Genomic DNA, 18,635 nt, shown 5'->3' with positions numbered 1-18,635 from the left:
TAATTACCTGTGGTCGGACTATCTCCGACTGAATCAGTGCCATGCCCGGCACACTAGAAAAAAGAAGTTGTCATGTGACAACTCCTTATTCTTCAGTCGTTTCTTCTTCCGATTCTTTATCTACAACTGTAATACTTGAAACAGAAGCACCTTCACCTACTTTAATAAGTCTTACACCCTGTGTAGCTCTTCCAGCACTCTTTACCTGTTCCATAGGTAATCTGATAATAATACCTTCATTCGTAATGATCATTAAGTCTTCATTACCTTCTACAGCTTTAATGCTGACTAATTCACCATTCTTCTCAGTAATATTAACAGTCTTAACACCTTTACCACCACGTTTAGATAAACGATATTCTTCTAGTGGTGACATCTTACCATAACCCTTTTCAGTAATGATCAAGATATTTTGTCCTTCAGTATTTGTAGTCACACCAATAATATGACTATCATCTACATTCATACCCTTAACACCACTTGCCGAACGTCCCATTGGTCTCACATCATTTTCATCAAAACGAATAGCCTTACCATTCGCAGCTGCAAGAAGAATTTCACTCTTACCATTAGTCAATTTAACATCAACCAATTCATCACCCTCACGTAATGTGAGTGCAAGCTTACCAGATTGTCTGATGTTTTCGAATTCAGGTAATCCAGTTCTCTTTACTAAACCATCTTTAGTCACAAAGAATAAGAAATGTGATTCATCTACTTCAGAAGGTGTAATAGAGATCATAGTCTTCACCTGTTCATCCTTATCCATATTCAATAAGTTGATAATAGGAAGACCCTTTGCCTGTCTACCAAATTCAGGAATATTATATCCCTTCATTCGATATACCTTACCAAAGTTAGTAAAGATCAATAAATCATCATGAGTAGACATATTCATCAATGAATCTACAACATCATCATTATTTGTACTCATACCCTTGATACCTTTACCACCTCTATTTTGCGCTTTATAAGTATCAATAGGCATACGTTTTACATAACCATTATTAGTTAAAGAAATAACGACATCTTCTTCAGGAATTAAATCTTCATCTTCAATATCAAATGAACCCTGAATGATTTCAGTTCTTCTCTTATCACCATACTTTGCTTTGATTTCGAGAAGTTCCTGATCAATAATCGCAATAATTCTTTCTTTATTCGCAAGAATATCCTTTAAATCTGCGATTGTTTCTAATAATGCATTTAATTCATTCTCAATCTTTTCTCTTTCTAATCCAGCAAGTCTCTGTAACTGCATTTCACGGATAGCCTTTGCCTGTCTTTCAGACATATCAAATTCATCCATTAATCTCTGCTGAATGATTTCTGTTGTACGAGAACTTCTAATTAAATTAATAATCGCATCAATCTGATCAATAGCACGCTTTAAACCATCTAAGATATGCGCACGATCTTCTGCCTTTTTTAAATCAAATAATGTTCTTCTACGAATAACATCTTCCTGATGTTCTAAGTAAACATTAATCATTTCTTTTAAAGACAATGTCTTAGGTTCTCCATTGACTAAGGCAATATTATTGACACCAAAAGTAGTCTGTAATGCAGTTAACTTATATAACTGATTTAAAATAACTTCTGGCTGTACATCTCTTCTTAACTCAATAACGATACGAATACCTTCACGGTCAGATTCATCTCTTAATTCTGTAATACCATCGATATTCTTCTCTTTTACATGAGCTGCAATCTTTTCAATTAAACGTGCCTTATTGACCATATATGGTAATTCAGTTACGATAATTGCTTTCTTATTATTTCCGATATCTTCAATATCAGTCTTCGCTCTCATGACAATAAGGCCATTCCCAGTCTCATACGCTTTCTTAATAGCCCCACGACCTAAAATATAGGCTCCTGTAGGGAAATCAGGACCAGGGATATAATTATCCATTAACTCTGTAATTGTAATATCAGGGTTCTTAGAAACAGCGAGAATCGCATCAATCACTTCACCTAAGTTATGTGAAGGAATATTTGTTGCCATACCTACCGCAATACCAGTAGACCCATTAATCAATAAATTTGGAATACGAGAAGGAAGCACATTAGGTTCCTTTTCTTCACCATCATAGTTAGGGACAAAATCAACAGTATCCTTGTTGATATCTCTTACCATTTCCATCGCAATCTTAGACATTCTTGATTCTGTATAACGCATTGCGGCAGCGCCATCACCATCAATAGAACCAAAGTTACCATGTCCATCTACTAACATATATCTATATGAGAAATCCTGTGCCATACGTACAAGGGCTTCATAAATAGAACTATCACCATGTGGGTGATATTTCCCCATTACTTCCCCAACAATACGGGCAGACTTCTTATAAGGCTTATCACTATAACAGCCTAATTCATTCATACCATGAATAATACGTCTCTGTACTGGCTTTAAACCATCTTTCGCATCAGGAAGAGCTCTAGCCACAATAACACTCATCGCATATTCCATGAATGATTTCTTCATTTCACCTGTTAACTGTATATCTTTAATACCTCTTTGTTCCATGACTGTCTCCTTCCTTAAATATCAAGATTTTCTACATACTTCGCATTTTCTCTAATGAAATCTCTTCTAGGTTCAACACGTTCACCCATCAACATATCAAATAGCTGATCAGCCTGCATTGCATCATCTAACTGAATTCTATTTAATACACGATTTTCAGGATTCATAGTTGTTTCCCATAACTGTTCTGGATTCATTTCACCTAGCCCTTTATAACGCTGAATTGTATATTTCGCATTAGGACCAAGTTCTTCTTTTAGTTTATCTAACTCATAATCACTATATAAATAATGATCATCCTTACCATGTCTTAGTAAATAAAGAGGTGGCTGAGCGGCATAAACATAACCATTCTCAATCAATGGCTTTAAATAACGATATAAGAAAGTAAGCATCAAGATTCTAATATGACCACCATCGACATCGGCATCGGTCATGATGACAATCTTATGATAACGTAGTTTATTGATATCAAACTCATCACCAATACCAGTACCAAATGCGGTAATCATAGATCTAATTTCCGCATTACCAAGAATTCTTTCTAAACGTGCTTTTTCAACATTCAAGATCTTACCTCTTAAAGGAAGAATAGCCTGAATCTTTCTATCTCTACCAGATTTCGCACTACCTCCGGCAGAGTCCCCTTCGACGATGAATATTTCACATTCACTTGGATCCTTAGAAGAACAGTCTGCAAGCTTACCAGGAAGATTAGAAACATCTAGTGCTGTCTTTCTTCTAGTCATTTCTCTTGCACGCTTCGCTGCCATTCTTGCCTTAGAAGCCAATGTGACTTTATCCATGATAATCTTCGCAGTATCAGGATTTTCTAATAAGAACTTATCTAATGCATTCGCAAGAATAGTAGATACAATCTTTCTTACTTCCGCATTACCTAATTTAGTCTTTGTCTGTCCTTCATACTGAGGATCAGGATGCTTAACTGATACAATCGCAGTTAAACCTTCACGACAGTCATCACCACTTAAAGACTCATCTTTATCCTTTAAGAAGTTATGACTTTTTGCATAGTTATTAATAACACGTGTTAAAGCTAAGCGGAAACCTTCTTCATGTGTTCCACCTTCATGTGTATTAATATTATTACAGAATGAATAGATATTTGGCTGATAACCATCATTGTACTGCATAGCTATTTCCACGGAAATATCATTCATTGTATCTTCACAATCAATAATACGATCATGTAATGGTGTCTTATTCTTATTCAAGAAAGCGACATACTCTCTTAAACCACCTTCATAATGATATTCATCTACTTTTGCAGGATCTAATCTTTCATCCTCCAATACAAGCTTTAAGCCTTTATTTAAGAACGCAAGCTCTCTTAATCTCTGACTCAGTGTTCCATAGTCATATATAGTTGTTTCAGTAAAGATTTCAGGATCTGCCTTAAATACTACAGTTGTTCCTGTTTCTTCCTGTTCACAATCTCCTACAACCTTTAAAGAACCAACAGGTGTTCCACCATTTTCAAAACGTTGATAGTAAATATGTCCTTCACGGTGAACGTAAACTTCTAGCCATTCACTCAAGGCATTTACAACAGAGGCACCTACACCATGTAGACCACCAGAGACCTTATAGCCTCCTCCTCCGAATTTACCACCGGCATGTAATACAGTAAAAATAGTTTCAATTGTATTCTTACCTGTCTTCGCATTCATACCAGTAGGCATACCACGACCATTATCAATGACCTTTACAACATCACCTGGTAATAATACAACTCTAATCTTATTACAGAAGCCTGCGAGTGCTTCATCGATAGAGTTATCCACTATTTCCCATACAAGATGATGTAAACCTCTTGCAGACGTTGTCCCGATATACATACCAGGTCTCTTTCTAACGGCTTCTAGCCCTTCTAAGACTTGAATATCGGATTCATCATAATGTTCTACTTTTTCTTCCATTTACTTATCCTCCTTCAACGTTCCTTTCTCTATTCTTAAAACCAAAGCATCATCTAGTGAATGATGATAGCCTAAATCAAAATGCGTTGTTGTAATAAATGTCTGTACCTTATGATCAATCAGATTCAAAAGCTTCATCTTTCTCTCTTCATCTAATTCACTCAATACATCATCTAACAACAAGACAGGATACTCACCTATCTGCATCTTCACAATCTCTACTAATGCAATCTTTATTGATAAGATAATAGAACGCTGTTGTCCCTGGGATGCAAACATACCCGCATCATTCTCATCTAAAAAGATTTTTAAATCATCTTTATGAACACCATCTACGGTCGTTCCTTGGAATATATCTCGCTTATAATTCTTTTTATATTTATCAAGAATACCCTCTTTTGAAATATCCTTGAACTGCGTATGATATCTCAAAACAAGCTTTTCTTTACCAGAAATATAGGCATACATCTTTCCACTGATCTCATTCAATAACTCTATGAACTTCATACGTCTTTGAATCAGATCTTCTTCTAATTCTGCCATCTCTTCACTCAGTACCTCTAGATACATATCAGGTTTCTTATGTCCATCATGAAGCATCTTTAAGTACTTATTTCTTTCCTTCATCAATTTATTATATTTATTCAAGTTAAACATATAAATTGGTGAAATCTTAGAAATCTCAGTATCTATCAAAGTTCGCCTCATTTTAGGAGACCCTTTAATCAATTGCAGATCCTGAGGAGTAAATAAGATCACATTAAAATAACCCAGATAATCACTTGTCTTACTCACAGCCTTATCATTAATAAAAGCCTTCTTGCCATCTTTAGACACAACAACCTTTAAATCATAAGGACGTGTGCCATTCATAACATGACCTGACACACGTGTATAAGACTGATCAAACATGATCATTTCATCAAGCATACGGGACTTAAAGCTTCTTGTTGTCGACAAGAGATAAATTGCTTCAAGTATATTCGTTTTACCCTGTGCATTATCCCCAATGATAATATTAACCAGTGGATGAAAATGAAAGGTCTGCTTTTCATAATTACGAAATTGAATCAGATTAAGCGTTTTGATTTCCATGGATTACATACTGGCGACGATCTACTTCAAAAACATCACCATCTCTTAATTTTTTACCACGTCTACGGTCTACTTCTCCATTTACAAGAACATGACCTTCCTGAATCATAATCTTTGCTTCAATGCCACTCTGTGCTTCACCACATAATTTCATAGCCTGACCTAAAGTAATATATTCAGTATGTATTAAGACTTCTTTCATTTCATCACACATCCTTTGCGCTAATTTTGCTTTCTACATTATACCACAAAAACATAAAAAAAAGAAGTTTATAGCCCCTTTTTTCAAGGGAGAGATAAACTTCATTTTCTTAGTAATTTCAATTACAGACGAAATTTTAACCAAATAAGAGAATAGACCCTTTAATTTTCCTAGTAAGTTCTCACTGGAAGAACAACCTGAATGTTATCACTCTCATCTAAACCTGTAATCTGGAATGGTCTCATCTTTTCAGTAAAGCGTAACTGAATTGTCTCAGTTCCAATAGAACGGATTGCATCAGCTAAATACTTTGCACTAAATGAGATAGTCATTGGTTCACCCTTATAGAAGGCTTTTGTTAAGTTTTCTTCTACTGAACCGATTTCTTGTGAATAAGAAGAAAGAATGTTTTCATCAGGAGACATTGTTAGTTTTACAATATTACTTTGTTCATCAGAAAGTAAAGAAGCACGGCTGATTGCACCAAGTAATGCTGAACTATTGATAGACATAGTATAAGATCCCTGGTCTTCTACTAAACGTGATGTATTAGGATAAGTACCATCAATTAAACGAGTTAATACAAGATACTGACCAATCACAAATAATACTTTACGATCTGATACATAAAGATCAATCATTTCATCTTTTTCAATAATGTGAATAATCTGATTTAAAGATTTCTTAGGAATAACGATGTTAAACTGAATATCATCATCAATTGGCTGACTCACCTGAGCTAAACGATAACTGTCAGTCGCAATACATACTAATTTATGCTGGTCTACTTTGAAATTCACACCAGTAAGTACTGGTCTAGTTTCTTGTTCACTTGTCGCAAATAAAGTCTTTTCAATAATCTTTTTGAAATCATAAGACTTCATAGAGAAGTGCTTACCATTCTTATTTAAATCAATGCGTGGGAAATCAAAAGACTTAGAACCATTTAAATCAAATAAAGAACTTTCAGAAGTAATACGTGTTAAAGTACCATCGACAACCTGAATATGAACTGTCTCCCCATCAATCTTACGAATAATTTCTAAGATATACTTAGAAGATAAAACAACTGATCCAGTCTGGTTAATAATAATACCTTCATTAATTGTAGTCTGAATACTGATATCACTATCAGATGCTGTCAATACTAAACCATCTTCTAATAAGTCAAACTTAATACCTGTTAAGATAGGTAAAGGACTCTTTAAAGAAACAGCTCTAGAAACCTTAGTAAGTGCATCTAATAAGACAAGTCTATTAATATTAAAATCCATTTTTTTCTCCTTTATTTATTTTATTAATTAAAGAATAATTATAATAATACTGTGCATAATGTGCATAAGTTGCGTTTTTATTGAGTATTTCAAAAAAATTCTCATTTTTGACGGTGCACAAGTTGTGCATACGTGTGCTTAACTTAAGCGTTCCATTAAATCATTGATCGCTGTTTTATAGTTAGGATCCTGTTTCATCTTCTTCTTAACTTTAGAACAAGCTTTCATGATTGTAGAATGATCTCTTCCCCCAAATTCCTGTCCAATCTGGATATAAGAAATATCAGGAACGAGCTCTCTGACAAGATACATCGCAATATGTCTTGCCGTAATAATATTGTTTGTACGTGATTTACTTGTTAATTGTGTGACTGATAGATTGTAGTAAGAAGCAACAGTTTCCTTAATGGTATCAGGAGTCGCTTCTTTTTTAGTCACAGTTGTTGTGTTATCTGGATTATCAAATGCTTCTAATGCGAAATCCAAGCTGATATGATCAAGATTCTGTCCACATACTACTTTATAGAATAGAAGTGTTGTAATAGCACCTTCTAAGTCTCTGACATCCTTATTAAAATGAGATGCAATAAAGTCTAGTACTTCTTCATCAATAGGATAATCAATCATACGTGATTCAATCTTTTTCTTTAAGATTGCCTTGGCTGTTTCAAATTCAGGATTATCAATAGTGACTGTTAAACCCTGTCTAAAACGAGAAACAAGGCGGTTTTCCATTCCTTTTAACTCAACAGGAGGTTTATCACTTGTAATAACAATCTGTTTTCCTGAATGTTGTAAAGTATTGAAGATATTGAAGAACATCTCCATACTTCCTTCTTTATTCGCAATAAACTGAATATCATCAATCAATAATACATCAACACTACGATAACGACGATTAAATTTCGCAATCGTATTATTACCAATTGCTTCTACGTAATCATTCACAAATGCTTCTGCATTTGTATAAAGAATACGTTTACCTGGAAATTTCTTTTTCACATAGTTTCCAATCGCATTCAACAAATGTGTCTTTCCAAGTCCGGAATTACTATGAAGGAATAAAGGATTATATGTACCAGGTTTTAATGCAACTGCCAAAGCAGCATTTTGAGCAATTCTATTACAATTACCCACAACGAAGTTATCAAAAGTGAGTTCAGCACTTAAATGATCATCAAAATCATCAATTTCTTCTTTCACTTCCACTACTGGGGCTTTTGCCTTATTCATATTCTCATATTCCTGGGTAGTCATAACCTTTATAGTGGCTTTAATACCAGATACTTCATAGAAGAACTCTTCAAGCTGTTCACTTGCATCTTCTATAAAGGTCTTATTAAAAACCGATTCTATAGTAATGATTAATTCATTGTTTTGCAGTTCTTTAGCCTCTGTCTGGGTGAATATTGAGTCAAATACGATCTTATCGTCACTGTTTTCTCCATAGCGATTGAGGGTTTCTGTCCAGAACTGCTTTAAGTTGTCCATATATTCACCTTCCTTTGCACCCCTCATTATAAAAGAAAATGGGAATAAAGACTAGTGAATATTGACTATTCACAGTAATGATGTGCACAAAAAATGGTGAATAAGTACTTATTCATAGGTTATTCAGAGTCTTTTTCACGAGATATTCACATTTTTATTGTGTTCTTAACACTATTTTTTGAATTCTTCACACTTATTCACAAAAATTGAGAATATCTAAAAAATATATTTGCACCATGTTTTATGTGCATATATGTGAAGTATTTCCTCTATTCACGTCTTATTCAGATTATTGTGCACATAAAAAATTATGTTATATAGAAGAAAAATGCTTGTTATACACAATATGTGAATGAATGAATTCCAATGGGGAATGAAGTGTGGAAAATAGGTGTGAAGAAGCAAAAACTGTTGAATATAAGCCAAAATTTCTTATAAATAATATTGACTTGAAAAAGTATTTCCCATATAATGACACTGCATATGTTATGTAGTATAAAAAAAGTAGCTACATATTGGAGGTGTAAAAAGAATGAAAAGAACATATCAGCCAAATAAAAGAAAAAGAGCTAAGACTCATGGCTTCAGAGCTAGAATGGCAACTGTAGGTGGACGTAAAGTTATCGCTAGACGTCGTAAAAAAGGAAGAAAAGTATTATCTGCCTAAAAAAAATCCACTTTAATGTGGTTTTTTTTCTAAAAGAAATATGAAAAAAGAATTACGTGTAAAGAAAAGTACTGAATTTGAAACCATTATAAAGAAAAAAAAAAGCGTAGCGAATAGAGAGTTTGTTTTATATTGGAACCCTAATGATCTAGAGCATATGCGTATTGGTTTATCAGTCGGTAAGAAAATAGGGAATGCCGTTGCCAGAAACAAGACTAAGAGACAAGTAAGAATGATGGTTCATGAATTGTTCACAAAAGAAGACCATAATGACTACATTCTGATTGTTAGAAAACCCTATTCTCAGAATGATTTTGAACAGAACAAGAAATCTCTTCAAAGTCTATATTTAAAAATGAAAAAAAGAATGGAGAAGTAAAAATGGTATTAGATCCTCGTACAAAGAAGTACTTAAAGATCTTTGCGGTGATTGCTTTAGTGTTCATTTTCACAGGGTGTACAAGTAATGTTGACAAGAACGGTCAGTTATTAGCAAGCCGTGCTATCACTGAATCAACACCATGGACATTAAAGGCAGGAATCTTTGATTTCTTACTAACAATTCCTATCGCAAAGGGAATCCTATTAATCACTTCATGGACAGGTAATGTCTTATGGGGTGTCATCTTAATGACTATTCTTATCAACTTGATTATCTTACCAGTTATGATCAAGTCTACTATTTCTACACAGAAGATGCAGATGCTTCAGCCAGAAATGGAAAGAATCCAGAACAAATATCGTGGCAAGAATGATCAGACTAGTCAGATGCGTATGCAGAATGAAATTATGGGCTTATACAAGAAACATAATGTTTCTATGTTTGGCACATTATGGACTTTCTTAACATTACCTATCATGTTCGCAATGTATGGTGCTGTTCAGAGAATCCAGATCTTGTATACATCACAGGCATTTGGTATGAACTTAGGTTTAACACCTTTATCACAGATTACTAGTGGTAAATGGATTTATATTGCCGTTATCTTAGTTATGGCTTTATCTCAGTTCTTCGCTATCGAAATCAACAACTTAATGTTGAAGAGAAATAAGAAGTATAAACCTTCTGCTCAGCAGAACCAGATGAAGACTATGAATATCGTAATGACATTAATGATCATCTACTTTGGTTTAATCATGCCAACAGCTATGTCATTCTATTGGATTACTACAAACTTAATTACTGTAATTAGAACAGTATTTATTCAGATTCAGTATATTGAAAAGCAAGAAAACAAGAAAGATACTAATGTAATTAGGTAATCATTATGAATACTTATGAAGCTAAAACAGAAGAAGAAGCATTAAATCGTGCTTGTCAGGACTTAGGTATTACACCAGAAGAATTCCATTATGAAGTTGTTGAAGTTCATAAGGGATTATTCAGTAAGAAAGTTGTTATTGCTGGATGGTGTGAATCTATGGTTGAAGAATATGTAGGTCAGTTCGTAGAAAGAACATTAAGTTCTTTAGGTTTCGAAACACAGACTACTGTCTTCAAACAGGATGATCGTATCTACTGTAATGTAGAAACAAGTAATAATTCAGTTGTGATTGGTAAGAATGGTGTTATTTTAAGAGCATTAAACTTCATTACTAAGAGTGCTGTAAATACTCAGTTCAAACAGCGTATTGAAATCTCTGTAGATATCAATGGTTATAAAGAACAGAGATACCAGAAGGTTGCTGCAATGGCAAAACGTTTTGGTAAGAAAGTACAACATTCTAAGATTAATATGAAGTTAGATCCTCTACCAGCTGATGAAAGAAAAGTGATTCATCAGGTAATTGCAGAAATGCCACATCTTGCAACACAGTCACACGGTGAAGGTAAAAACCGTTACTTAGAAATTTATTATGTTGATTAAAGAAGGCTCTGCCTTCTTTTTTTTTCATACTTTTGATAGAATGGATAGGAAGGGAGATGCTCATGAAAAAATTGAATTTATTAGAAGGACGTATTGTTCCTCTGCTTATAAAATTAACTCTACCTATTATTGGTACATCATTTCTAGAAATGGCCTATGCACTGATTGATATGCTTTGGATTGGTAAGCTTGGTGCTTCCTCTATTGCGGCAGTTGGTGTGGCAGGTATGTTTAGCTGGTTATCACAAGGACTCGCAATGATTGCGACACAGGGTGGACAAGTTAAAACAGGACATTCATTAGGAGCAGGTAATCAAGAAGCAGCTACAGATTATGCTTCATCTGCGATTCAGTTAGGGATTATATTCGCACTATTGTTCTCTTTCTGTACTGTTGTATTCTCAGGCTTTTTTATTGGTTTATTCGGTTTATCATCACAAGGTACTATTAATCAGGCTATTAACTATTTACGTATTACATGTGGTTTGATTATCTTTAACTTCTTAAATATTATTATGACAGGTGTCTTGAATGCCTCTGGTGATAGTCAGACTCCATTCCAGTGTAATAGTGTTGGTTTGTTGTTGAATATTGTCTTAGATCCATTCTTTATCTTTGTATGTGATCTAGGTGTTGTAGGTGCAGCACTTGCCACAGTATTAGCCCAGGCTTCTGTATTCCTACTATTTATGAGACATAACTTTAAGAAGAATACACTACTTAAACATATTTCATTGAAGAAGGTTTATTCAAAGTCTTATTATAAGAATATACTAAAAATTGGTTTTCCATTAGGACTACAGAGTATGTTATTTTCTGTATGTTCAATGGTAGTGGCTGCTTTTGTAGCTGAGTTTGGAGATGCAGCTGTTGCAGCACAGAAGGTAGGTACACAGGTAGAAAATATTTCCTGGTGTATGGCAACTGGATTCCAGACATCTATTAATGCATTCATTAGTCAGAACTATGGGGCTGGAAAGTATGATCGTGTAGAAAAGGGATATCATACAATGTTGGTATTTTCTATTGTATGGGGTATTGTATGTACAAGCTTGATGGTCTTCTTCCCTCATGTGATTTATGGATTCTTTACTGATGATTTAATGGTGACTCAAATTGGAGAAAACTATCTACGTATAGTAGGTCTATCTGAAACATTTATGATTCTAGAATTAATGATTTCTGGTGCCTTTAGTGGATTAGGAGATACAATCCCCCCTTCTGCTACCAGTATCATATTCACATTAGGACGTATTCCGGCTATTTTATTAATCTTAAATACATTCCATTTAAATGGTATCTGGTGGGTTATTTCTTTCTCAGGTATTATTAAAGGAGTAGTTAATTTAATTTGGTTCTATAAGTATAAGAAAAGAACACTTAGGGAGGTATGATTATGAATGATGATATTATTTGTGCTATTGCGACATCTCGATTAGAAGCCGCTATTTCTATTATTCGTATATCAGGTAAAGGGTGTATTGATTTTGTTCAGAGCTTCTTTACAGGTAATCTAAATAAGAAGTCTCAAACTATTTCTTATGGCTATATTGTAGATGGTGAAGAGAAAGTAGATGAAGTACTTATTTCTATTTATCGTGGACAACATACATTTACTGGTGAAGAAATGGTAGAAATCAACTGTCATGGTGGTGTCTTTATTACGAATAAAGTTCTTTCTTTATGTTTAAAGAAAGGCGCTAGAATGGCCGAGCATGGAGAATTCTCTAAGCGTGCATTTTTAAATGGACGTATTGATTTATCACAGGCAGAAGCAATCAGTGATTTAATAACAGCTAATAATGATCAGGCAGCTAAACTAGCATTAAAAGGAATACAGGGAAATATCACAAACTTCATTAAAGACTTAAAAGAAGACTTGATTAGGATTATTACTCAGATCGAAGTAAACATTGATTATCCAGAATATGAAGATATAGAAGAACTAACAGCTGAAAAGCTGTTACCTGGTTCTGTATCTTTAAGAAAGAAGATGGATGATATTCTTGATCGTTCTAAGAACATGCATTTAATAAAGGATGGTATTTCTACTGTCATTGTAGGTAAACCTAATGTAGGTAAGTCTAGTTTATTGAATGCATTATTAGAAGAAGATAAAGCCATCGTAACTGATATTGCAGGAACGACTAGAGATGTAGTAGAAGGTTCTATTCGTTTAAATGATATTGTATTAAATATGATTGATACAGCAGGTATTAGAGAAACAGAAGATAAGATTGAACATATGGGTGTTAAGAAGTCTTTATCTTTAATTGATCAGGCTGATTTAGTGTTAGTTGTATTAGATGGTTCTAGACCAATAGAGGCAGAAGATAAGGAACTATTAGAACGTACTGAAGGATTAAATAGAATTGTATTAATCAATAAGTCTGATAAGGGCTGTGTGATTGATACAGAAGGTATTCATATTAGTGCTAAAGAGAATCATATAGATGAGCTCATTCAACATATTAAAGATGAGTTTGACTTTAGCGCTATTACTAATTCTCAGGCACAGGTACTTGCAAATCAAAGACAGGTACAGTTATTAGAAAAAGCTTCACAGTCATTAAATATTGCAATTCAAGCAATGGAGGATGGTATTCCTACAGACTTGATTGTAACTGATTTATATGATAGCTGGGAGAACTTAAAAGAGATATTAGGTGAACAGGCTAAAGAAGATTTATTGGATGAATTGTTTAAGAGATTTTGTATAGGGAAGTAAAAAGATCCTCTAGGTATGACCTAGAGGATTTTTCTATTTGGAAAATAAAAGGAAGGATTTCTCCCTTCCATACTTTAACGCCCTACTCTTGTGGCGGTAGGAGCCGTACTGATAAGGTATTTCTACCTTCAAACAAATCATATAAAATTATGAATTTTTCAAGAATTCAGTTATTTTTATTAAAGGTTTATTAAAGCAGATGAATGGAATGAGTATAATTAGATTGTCTCATAGGTCTATGGTAAGTACAAATGAAGTAAGTTTTTCTTTTAACGTTTAACCTTCCAATAACCCTTTTTCCTTGAACCAACTCTTTCTAAAAGTCCTTTTTTCTTTAATATAACAATATTTCTTGTAATTGTTCTATTACTAATACCTGACAATATTACTGTTAATTGTTTAATTGTAATGTCTGGTTTATTTTTCATTATTTCTAGTATTTTTATTTCTTCCATATTTATTTCTATCTCATCTTTCACATCACTTTGATGATTTATTATGTTATCAGTACCATCTTGAGTATTTATTTTGTGATTGGTGCCATCTTGATCATTTATTATGTCACCAGCACCTTTTTGAATATTTATTGTGTCATTTATTATGTCACTAGCACCATTTTGAACATTTAATGTGTCATTTATTATGTCATCAGCGCCTTTTTGAACATTTATTGTGTCATCGGTCCTATTTTGGTCATATTTAAACTGTCTTCCTATTTATCACTATAATTAAGATTTGGCATAATAACAGCATATTGATACCTATCAGACCTAAAATATGGTTTCTTGTCTTCTTTATAATTAATTTGAAATGCATAGTTATCTATTATTTTCGCAAAAGCACTAATACTCTTACACCAGCTTTTTGGTTTTCTCAACTCAACCTTTAATTTCTTGTCATATTCTGTTGTTTCACCTACTAGATCATTTATTCTCATTCAAAGTACCTTCCTTAATTTTCTATTCACTAATATATACTCAAGATATTAAGAATTTTCTTTAAATAAACTAAAGATAAACGCAAAGTTTAAGAAAATGTTGTTACTAGATCATCAAATTTAGACATCAGATTTCTTAGCTTATTTCTTAGTTTACAAGCATGTAGGTTATGCTTTATTTTAGTAAAGATAGAGATGTAATGTTAAGCTAAATTGAATTTTTAAATCAACTTGCATATTAAAATACTAGATGCTATAATTTGATTGCAGATTGGAATACAATTAACATCAAAACGAAAAGGTAAGGAATGGTGCTCCTTACCTTTTCTAGTTCTTTAGAGTGTACTTAGCACTAGGCTGGTTATCGTTTGAATCTTTTGTCCAACCATTTGTATATGTAATAAACTAAAACACCTGCCACGACAGATACTACTAAATTGGAAAGCAACTAACATCACCTCCTTTCAAGGGAGGACGATAACAAAGTAATTATGTCAAATATTGTCGATAATAAATATGAAATGAAAAGTTAAATTTAAAATACCTTTCATAGCGTGAGAAAGAAGATTTAAATAAAAAACAGGAGATAGCTTTCGCTATCTCCTAGACCCATATCAATAGTAGATGGGTCCCTTTTTGTTATCTTAATGCTGTACCGAAATGTAATGCAATATAAGCCAATTCATCTTCATTAAATGATTTATGATAATGTTCTTTTACAACATCATTTAAAATCATTGCACATTTATATTCTGCTTCATTTTCAGTTTTGATCTTATCAGCTAATACGTTATCGTTAAGCTGTTCATCATTCTTTAAACGCTGAATAGCAGGATAGAAATGCATTGATAATCCCTGATAGAAATCATCATTCTTCTTTAAGTTTAATCCTAAACGGTTATTGATTTCCTGTACGGCTTCTAAAGTAATGCTTTCAGTTTCCTGATCAATAATATCACATTCACTGAAGAAGTCTAAATCCAATAATGTCATGTTAGATAAATACATCGCACAATAACAAATATCATCTTCAGAAATTCTTACATCATATTTCTTAGATAAATCATAGACGATTAACTGTGAAATCTGATAAGTGTTGGCTTGTTTTAATTGTTCAATCTGAGATGAACTCATTTCGATATAAGATCCAGATAATTCTCTTGTAATTGATAAAGCAAGATGAATAGACAAGTTTTCAATAACTGTATCAGAGATATCCATCTTCGCTTCAGTCACATACTTTTTGATTGTCGCAAAGATTTCTGCTTTGCGTAATTTAAATTTTTCTTCTAATTCTATGACCATTTTTTTCTACTACCTCTTTGTGCCCTTATCATATAGGAAAGAAAGCGGTTTGTCTATGCTTATTTTTAGATTTGTACGCCAAAAGAGGTTAATTTTCATGAATTTATGAATCCGTTTACAAGTTTTGTACAAAAAGATATATTAACTGTAAAACTATTTTCTCAGCTTGAGATAAACAGTATCATATTCACATTGTGTACCAAGTCTAAAAGGGAATCCCCATGAACCATAACCACCAGATACAAGAAGATAATGGTTCTTATAATGGGATAAACCATATGAATTCTGATAGTAATAATGAAGGATAATATTACCTGGGAAAATCTGTCCATTATGTGTATGACCAGATAATTGAAGATCAGTGAAATATGTATGCTGATTAAATCTTTCAGGATTATGGTCTAATGTAATAGTAGGTAAAGAAGTATTCATACCTTTAATGACTTGATTGATATCATAGTGATCTCGAGATGTCTTATCTGTAAAGCCGACAATATTAAAAGAATTGTCTACAGTTTCATAGGTGTTCTTTAGAAAGTGTATGTTGTATTTTTCAAAAACAGTAAAGTCTGTATGTTTACCATAATATTCATGATTACCAGATATCCAGTATGTGCCATAAGTACTCTTCATATTCTTGAATTCTTGTAAAGAACGATTCATTAATTCATCCGGTGTATTTTCATCAAATACATCTCCTGCAAAACATACAAGATCATAATGTTTCTCATTCACTGTTTTTACAAGTTTTCTCACTTGTCTCATATAAGTACCAGAACTAAGATGTAGATCACTGACTAGACAGATCTTTAGTTGTGATACTGAAGATGTCTTAGGAACAGTGACATGATAGACTACTTCTTTCTTATTATAATGAGAATAGAAACCAGAGATTGTAAGAGTAATCGCAATCATAGTTGCTACGATATTACCAAAACGATAAGGTCTTCGTCTTACAAATTTAAAGGAGAAACGATACAGATAAACACATATAAAAAGAATATAAATATACATAGTGAGAAATTGACACACTAGTATGAACATGGTAAAGATATGATTATATGGTTTAAAGTTAAATTTAAGTAATATACCGATTGTAGAAAGAATAGCCATGATAACTACGAATGTCTTAAAGATCAGGTGTTCATGTTTTAATAGCCATATAAAATACAATGTTGGTATAAGAATGAATATGATATATAATGCGATGTTTAGGATTTTAACCATTATGAAAAACCTCCTACATATATTGTATATCTTTTTTTGAGGAATAGTTATGAATATTTACTCTTTCGCTTTTGATGAAATATTTGATATAGATTTGACAGGTAAGTTTGTAGTCACTGGTTTATTTACTTCGATGAGAAGAAGTGATGTAGTTCACTATATCTATAGTCATGGAGGTACTGTATTAAGTGCTCCTACACGTGGTACCGATTATTTGATTGTTGGTGGAGAAAAAAGTAAAACATGGAAGTATGGTCAGTATGGTACAAAGATTAGAAAAGGTTTAGACTTAAGAGAGAAGGATGAAAAGATTTTGATTATCTCAGAAGAAGACTTTGTGAGATGTATAGGAGGATAAGAAGATGTCTATTGATGTATGTATTAAACAGAAGGGTTTATTTAAAAAGACAATACCATTAGATGTCATAGTCGGTGATGAATTAGCTTTTGGAATCAATGATGGTATGAGAATGGTGGGCGATGATCAGGAAGGTAATATGATCTTCTATAATCCAAATTCTATTGGGAGAGGTTTTCATATTTCATGGGATGAAGATGAAAAGAATGAATTAAACTTACGTTTACTCAATCCTACTACTACAGATGAAATGCGTTCTTTCTTTAACTGTCTAAGAAGAATTACTCGTTACTGGAAATGCAGTGTTACTATTGATGGTATAGAAGAAGATATAGATGAGTACTTATCACAGGAAGATGATCTTCTTGCCTTCAATCATCGTATTATTAAAGAAGTATCAGAAAAGATTGTGAATGGTGAAACAGATTCTCTTACTTTAATGAGCACGATGTGGCCACTTGTTATAGGTAAAGAAGAAGCAGAACAGTTTGTTTTAAATCCTCATCTTTTTTCTGAATGGATGCATGAACTTCAAAGTCATGACTATTATTATGCAAAACCACAATTCTTTAAGACAAATCAGGGTATTAAAGGCATCTATGCATTAACTGAAGACTGCCCTACTTTACTCCCTAATAAACCATGGGTACCTGTAGGGTATCAGAATCCTGAAACAGGTGAGAAGTTAGAATGTGATTATTATGAAATAGCTCTTTATTCTACAACAGAAGACAGATCATTGTGTACAATTCCTTTTGAACGTATATTTACATTAGGACCAGATTACATCAACTATTATGATGGTAACACTGTACTCGTAAATAATCTTCCATTGGAAGTAATGAAAAGACTGTGATTAAAACACAGTCTGGATTAAAAACATATAAGTCATTGTACCAAGAAGAATAGAAAGTATAGTACTATGTTTACATTTATCTAAAAACAGGCAGATGTGAATGGTGCATTAAATATCATGCGTAAAAGTAGCGTTGTGGATGTAAACATCCTAT

Annotated in this window: 18 protein-coding genes; 8 read left to right on the top strand and 10 right to left on the bottom strand. The window is 33.1% G+C overall.

From position 1 onward, the window contains the following. Nucleotides 1–85 precede the first annotated feature (85 nt). The 6 genes from gyrA to dnaA form a co-directional block, all read right to left on the bottom strand. Nucleotides 86–2,533, bottom strand: a complete 2,448-nt coding sequence (gene gyrA, locus QZQ55_RS06815) for a DNA gyrase subunit A (RefSeq protein ID WP_295091483.1) — start codon at nt 2,531–2,533, stop codon at nt 86–88. Between the two features lie 14 nt (nt 2,534–2,547). After that, complete coding sequence (gene gyrB / locus QZQ55_RS06810) at nt 2,548–4,473, bottom strand: DNA topoisomerase (ATP-hydrolyzing) subunit B (protein ID WP_295091480.1); 1,926 nt, start codon at nt 4,471–4,473, stop codon at nt 2,548–2,550. After that, nucleotides 4,474–5,568, bottom strand: a complete 1,095-nt coding sequence (recF, locus tag QZQ55_RS06805; protein ID WP_295091477.1) for a DNA replication/repair protein RecF — start codon at nt 5,566–5,568, stop codon at nt 4,474–4,476. Further along, a complete protein-coding gene (locus QZQ55_RS06800) occupies nt 5,549–5,770 on the bottom strand; it encodes an RNA-binding S4 domain-containing protein (RefSeq protein WP_022424781.1) in 222 nt (73 codons plus the stop codon). The genes recF and QZQ55_RS06800 overlap by 20 nt, the downstream gene beginning before the upstream one ends. Before the next feature lie 170 nt (nt 5,771–5,940). Continuing rightward, nucleotides 5,941–7,044 carry a DNA polymerase III subunit beta gene (dnaN, locus tag QZQ55_RS06795; protein WP_295091475.1) on the bottom strand — a complete coding sequence of 368 codons (1,104 nt, stop codon included), beginning with the start codon at nt 7,042–7,044 and terminating at the stop codon, nt 5,941–5,943. Between the two features lie 138 nt (nt 7,045–7,182). Continuing rightward, complete coding sequence (gene dnaA / locus QZQ55_RS06790; RefSeq protein WP_295091472.1) at nt 7,183–8,535, bottom strand: chromosomal replication initiator protein DnaA; 1,353 nt, start codon at nt 8,533–8,535, stop codon at nt 7,183–7,185. A 532-nt stretch (nt 8,536–9,067) separates the two neighbouring features. On the opposite strand from dnaA, the gene rpmH reads away from it, so the two are divergent. The 6 genes from rpmH to mnmE all read left to right on the top strand — a co-directional run bounded on the left by rpmH (nt 9,068) and on the right by mnmE (nt 13,798). Beyond that, nucleotides 9,068–9,202 carry a 50S ribosomal protein L34 gene (rpmH, locus tag QZQ55_RS06785; protein WP_006504672.1) on the top strand — a complete coding sequence of 45 codons (135 nt, stop codon included), beginning with the start codon at nt 9,068–9,070 and terminating at the stop codon, nt 9,200–9,202. Nucleotides 9,203–9,242: 40 nt separating this feature from the next. Then, the gene (rnpA, locus tag QZQ55_RS06780; RefSeq protein WP_295091470.1) at nt 9,243–9,581 is read left to right on the top strand and encodes a ribonuclease P protein component; all 339 of its coding nucleotides are present in this window, start codon (nt 9,243–9,245) and stop codon (nt 9,579–9,581) included. A gap of 2 nt (nt 9,582–9,583) precedes the next feature. After that, nucleotides 9,584–10,465, top strand: a complete 882-nt coding sequence (locus tag QZQ55_RS06775; RefSeq protein ID WP_295091468.1) for a YidC/Oxa1 family membrane protein insertase — start codon at nt 9,584–9,586, stop codon at nt 10,463–10,465. A 5-nt stretch (nt 10,466–10,470) separates the two neighbouring features. Beyond that, nucleotides 10,471–11,070, top strand: a complete 600-nt coding sequence (locus tag QZQ55_RS06770; protein ID WP_055232937.1) for a R3H domain-containing nucleic acid-binding protein — start codon at nt 10,471–10,473, stop codon at nt 11,068–11,070. A 62-nt stretch (nt 11,071–11,132) separates the two neighbouring features. Beyond that, a complete protein-coding gene (locus QZQ55_RS06765) occupies nt 11,133–12,464 on the top strand; it encodes an MATE family efflux transporter (protein WP_295091465.1) in 1,332 nt (443 codons plus the stop codon). A gap of 2 nt (nt 12,465–12,466) precedes the next feature. Beyond that, nucleotides 12,467–13,798 (top strand): tRNA uridine-5-carboxymethylaminomethyl(34) synthesis GTPase MnmE, encoded by a 1,332-nt coding sequence (gene mnmE, locus QZQ55_RS06760; RefSeq protein ID WP_295091462.1) that lies wholly within the window; start codon nt 12,467–12,469, stop codon nt 13,796–13,798. 269 nt (nt 13,799–14,067) lie between these two features. Here the strand turns inward: mnmE and QZQ55_RS06755 are convergent, their stop codons facing one another. From QZQ55_RS06755 to QZQ55_RS06740, 4 genes are all read right to left on the bottom strand, one after another. Next, the gene (locus tag QZQ55_RS06755; protein ID WP_295091459.1) at nt 14,068–14,277 is read right to left on the bottom strand and encodes an HTH domain-containing protein; all 210 of its coding nucleotides are present in this window, start codon (nt 14,275–14,277) and stop codon (nt 14,068–14,070) included. Nucleotides 14,278–14,510: 233 nt separating this feature from the next. Further along, on the bottom strand, nt 14,511–14,735 hold the full coding sequence (locus QZQ55_RS06750) for a hypothetical protein (protein ID WP_295091457.1): 225 nt from the start codon (nt 14,733–14,735) through the stop codon (nt 14,511–14,513). 639 nt (nt 14,736–15,374) lie between these two features. Further along, nucleotides 15,375–16,040: a transcription antiterminator gene (locus QZQ55_RS06745; RefSeq protein WP_295091454.1), complete on the bottom strand. Its 666-nt coding sequence runs from the start codon at nt 16,038–16,040 to the stop codon at nt 15,375–15,377. Nucleotides 16,041–16,193: 153 nt separating this feature from the next. Continuing rightward, nucleotides 16,194–17,267 carry a metallophosphoesterase gene (locus QZQ55_RS06740; protein WP_295091451.1) on the bottom strand — a complete coding sequence of 358 codons (1,074 nt, stop codon included), beginning with the start codon at nt 17,265–17,267 and terminating at the stop codon, nt 16,194–16,196. A gap of 49 nt (nt 17,268–17,316) precedes the next feature. Here QZQ55_RS06740 and QZQ55_RS06735 point away from each other — a divergent pair, with 49 nt between their 5' ends. Further along, complete coding sequence (locus QZQ55_RS06735; protein ID WP_295091449.1) at nt 17,317–17,625, top strand: BRCT domain-containing protein; 309 nt, start codon at nt 17,317–17,319, stop codon at nt 17,623–17,625. Between the two features lie 4 nt (nt 17,626–17,629). Beyond that, nucleotides 17,630–18,481: a DUF4299 family protein gene (locus QZQ55_RS06730; protein ID WP_295091446.1), complete on the top strand. Its 852-nt coding sequence runs from the start codon at nt 17,630–17,632 to the stop codon at nt 18,479–18,481. Nucleotides 18,482–18,635 lie beyond the last annotated feature (154 nt).

Source organism: uncultured Catenibacterium sp. (assembly GCF_900540665.1).
Taxonomy (GTDB): Bacteria; Bacillota_I; Bacilli_A; order Erysipelotrichales; family Coprobacillaceae; genus Catenibacterium.
Note: the sequence above shows the minus strand (reverse complement) of the source record. Positions and strands in the feature narration are given on the sequence as shown.

What these genes read in the sequence shown, in the direction of transcription:
- QZQ55_RS06770 (WP_055232937.1), top strand. Translation starts at nt 10,471, where the DNA reads ATGAATACTTATGAAGCTAAAACAGAAGAAGAAGCATTAAATCGTGCT.
- QZQ55_RS06765 (WP_295091465.1), top strand. Translation starts at nt 11,133, where the DNA reads ATGAAAAAATTGAATTTATTAGAAGGACGTATTGTTCCTCTGCTTATA.
- dnaN (WP_295091475.1), bottom strand. Translation starts at nt 7,044, where the DNA reads ATGGATTTTAATATTAATAGACTTGTCTTATTAGATGCACTTACTAAG.
- QZQ55_RS06745 (WP_295091454.1), bottom strand. Translation starts at nt 16,040, where the DNA reads ATGGTCATAGAATTAGAAGAAAAATTTAAATTACGCAAAGCAGAAATC.
- QZQ55_RS06730 (WP_295091446.1), top strand. Translation starts at nt 17,630, where the DNA reads ATGTCTATTGATGTATGTATTAAACAGAAGGGTTTATTTAAAAAGACA.
- QZQ55_RS06740 (WP_295091451.1), bottom strand. Translation starts at nt 17,267, where the DNA reads ATGGTTAAAATCCTAAACATCGCATTATATATCATATTCATTCTTATA.
- rpmH (WP_006504672.1), top strand. Translation starts at nt 9,068, where the DNA reads ATGAAAAGAACATATCAGCCAAATAAAAGAAAAAGAGCTAAGACTCAT.
- gyrA (WP_295091483.1), bottom strand. Translation starts at nt 2,533, where the DNA reads ATGGAACAAAGAGGTATTAAAGATATACAGTTAACAGGTGAAATGAAG.
- QZQ55_RS06750 (WP_295091457.1), bottom strand. Translation starts at nt 14,735, where the DNA reads ATGAGAATAAATGATCTAGTAGGTGAAACAACAGAATATGACAAGAAA.
- QZQ55_RS06800 (WP_022424781.1), bottom strand. Translation starts at nt 5,770, where the DNA reads ATGAAAGAAGTCTTAATACATACTGAATATATTACTTTAGGTCAGGCT.
- dnaA (WP_295091472.1), bottom strand. Translation starts at nt 8,535, where the DNA reads ATGGACAACTTAAAGCAGTTCTGGACAGAAACCCTCAATCGCTATGGA.
- QZQ55_RS06735 (WP_295091449.1), top strand. Translation starts at nt 17,317, where the DNA reads ATGAATATTTACTCTTTCGCTTTTGATGAAATATTTGATATAGATTTG.
- QZQ55_RS06775 (WP_295091468.1), top strand. Translation starts at nt 9,584, where the DNA reads ATGGTATTAGATCCTCGTACAAAGAAGTACTTAAAGATCTTTGCGGTG.
- mnmE (WP_295091462.1), top strand. Translation starts at nt 12,467, where the DNA reads ATGAATGATGATATTATTTGTGCTATTGCGACATCTCGATTAGAAGCC.
- gyrB (WP_295091480.1), bottom strand. Translation starts at nt 4,473, where the DNA reads ATGGAAGAAAAAGTAGAACATTATGATGAATCCGATATTCAAGTCTTA.
- rnpA (WP_295091470.1), top strand. Translation starts at nt 9,243, where the DNA reads ATGAAAAAAGAATTACGTGTAAAGAAAAGTACTGAATTTGAAACCATT.
- recF (WP_295091477.1), bottom strand. Translation starts at nt 5,568, where the DNA reads ATGGAAATCAAAACGCTTAATCTGATTCAATTTCGTAATTATGAAAAG.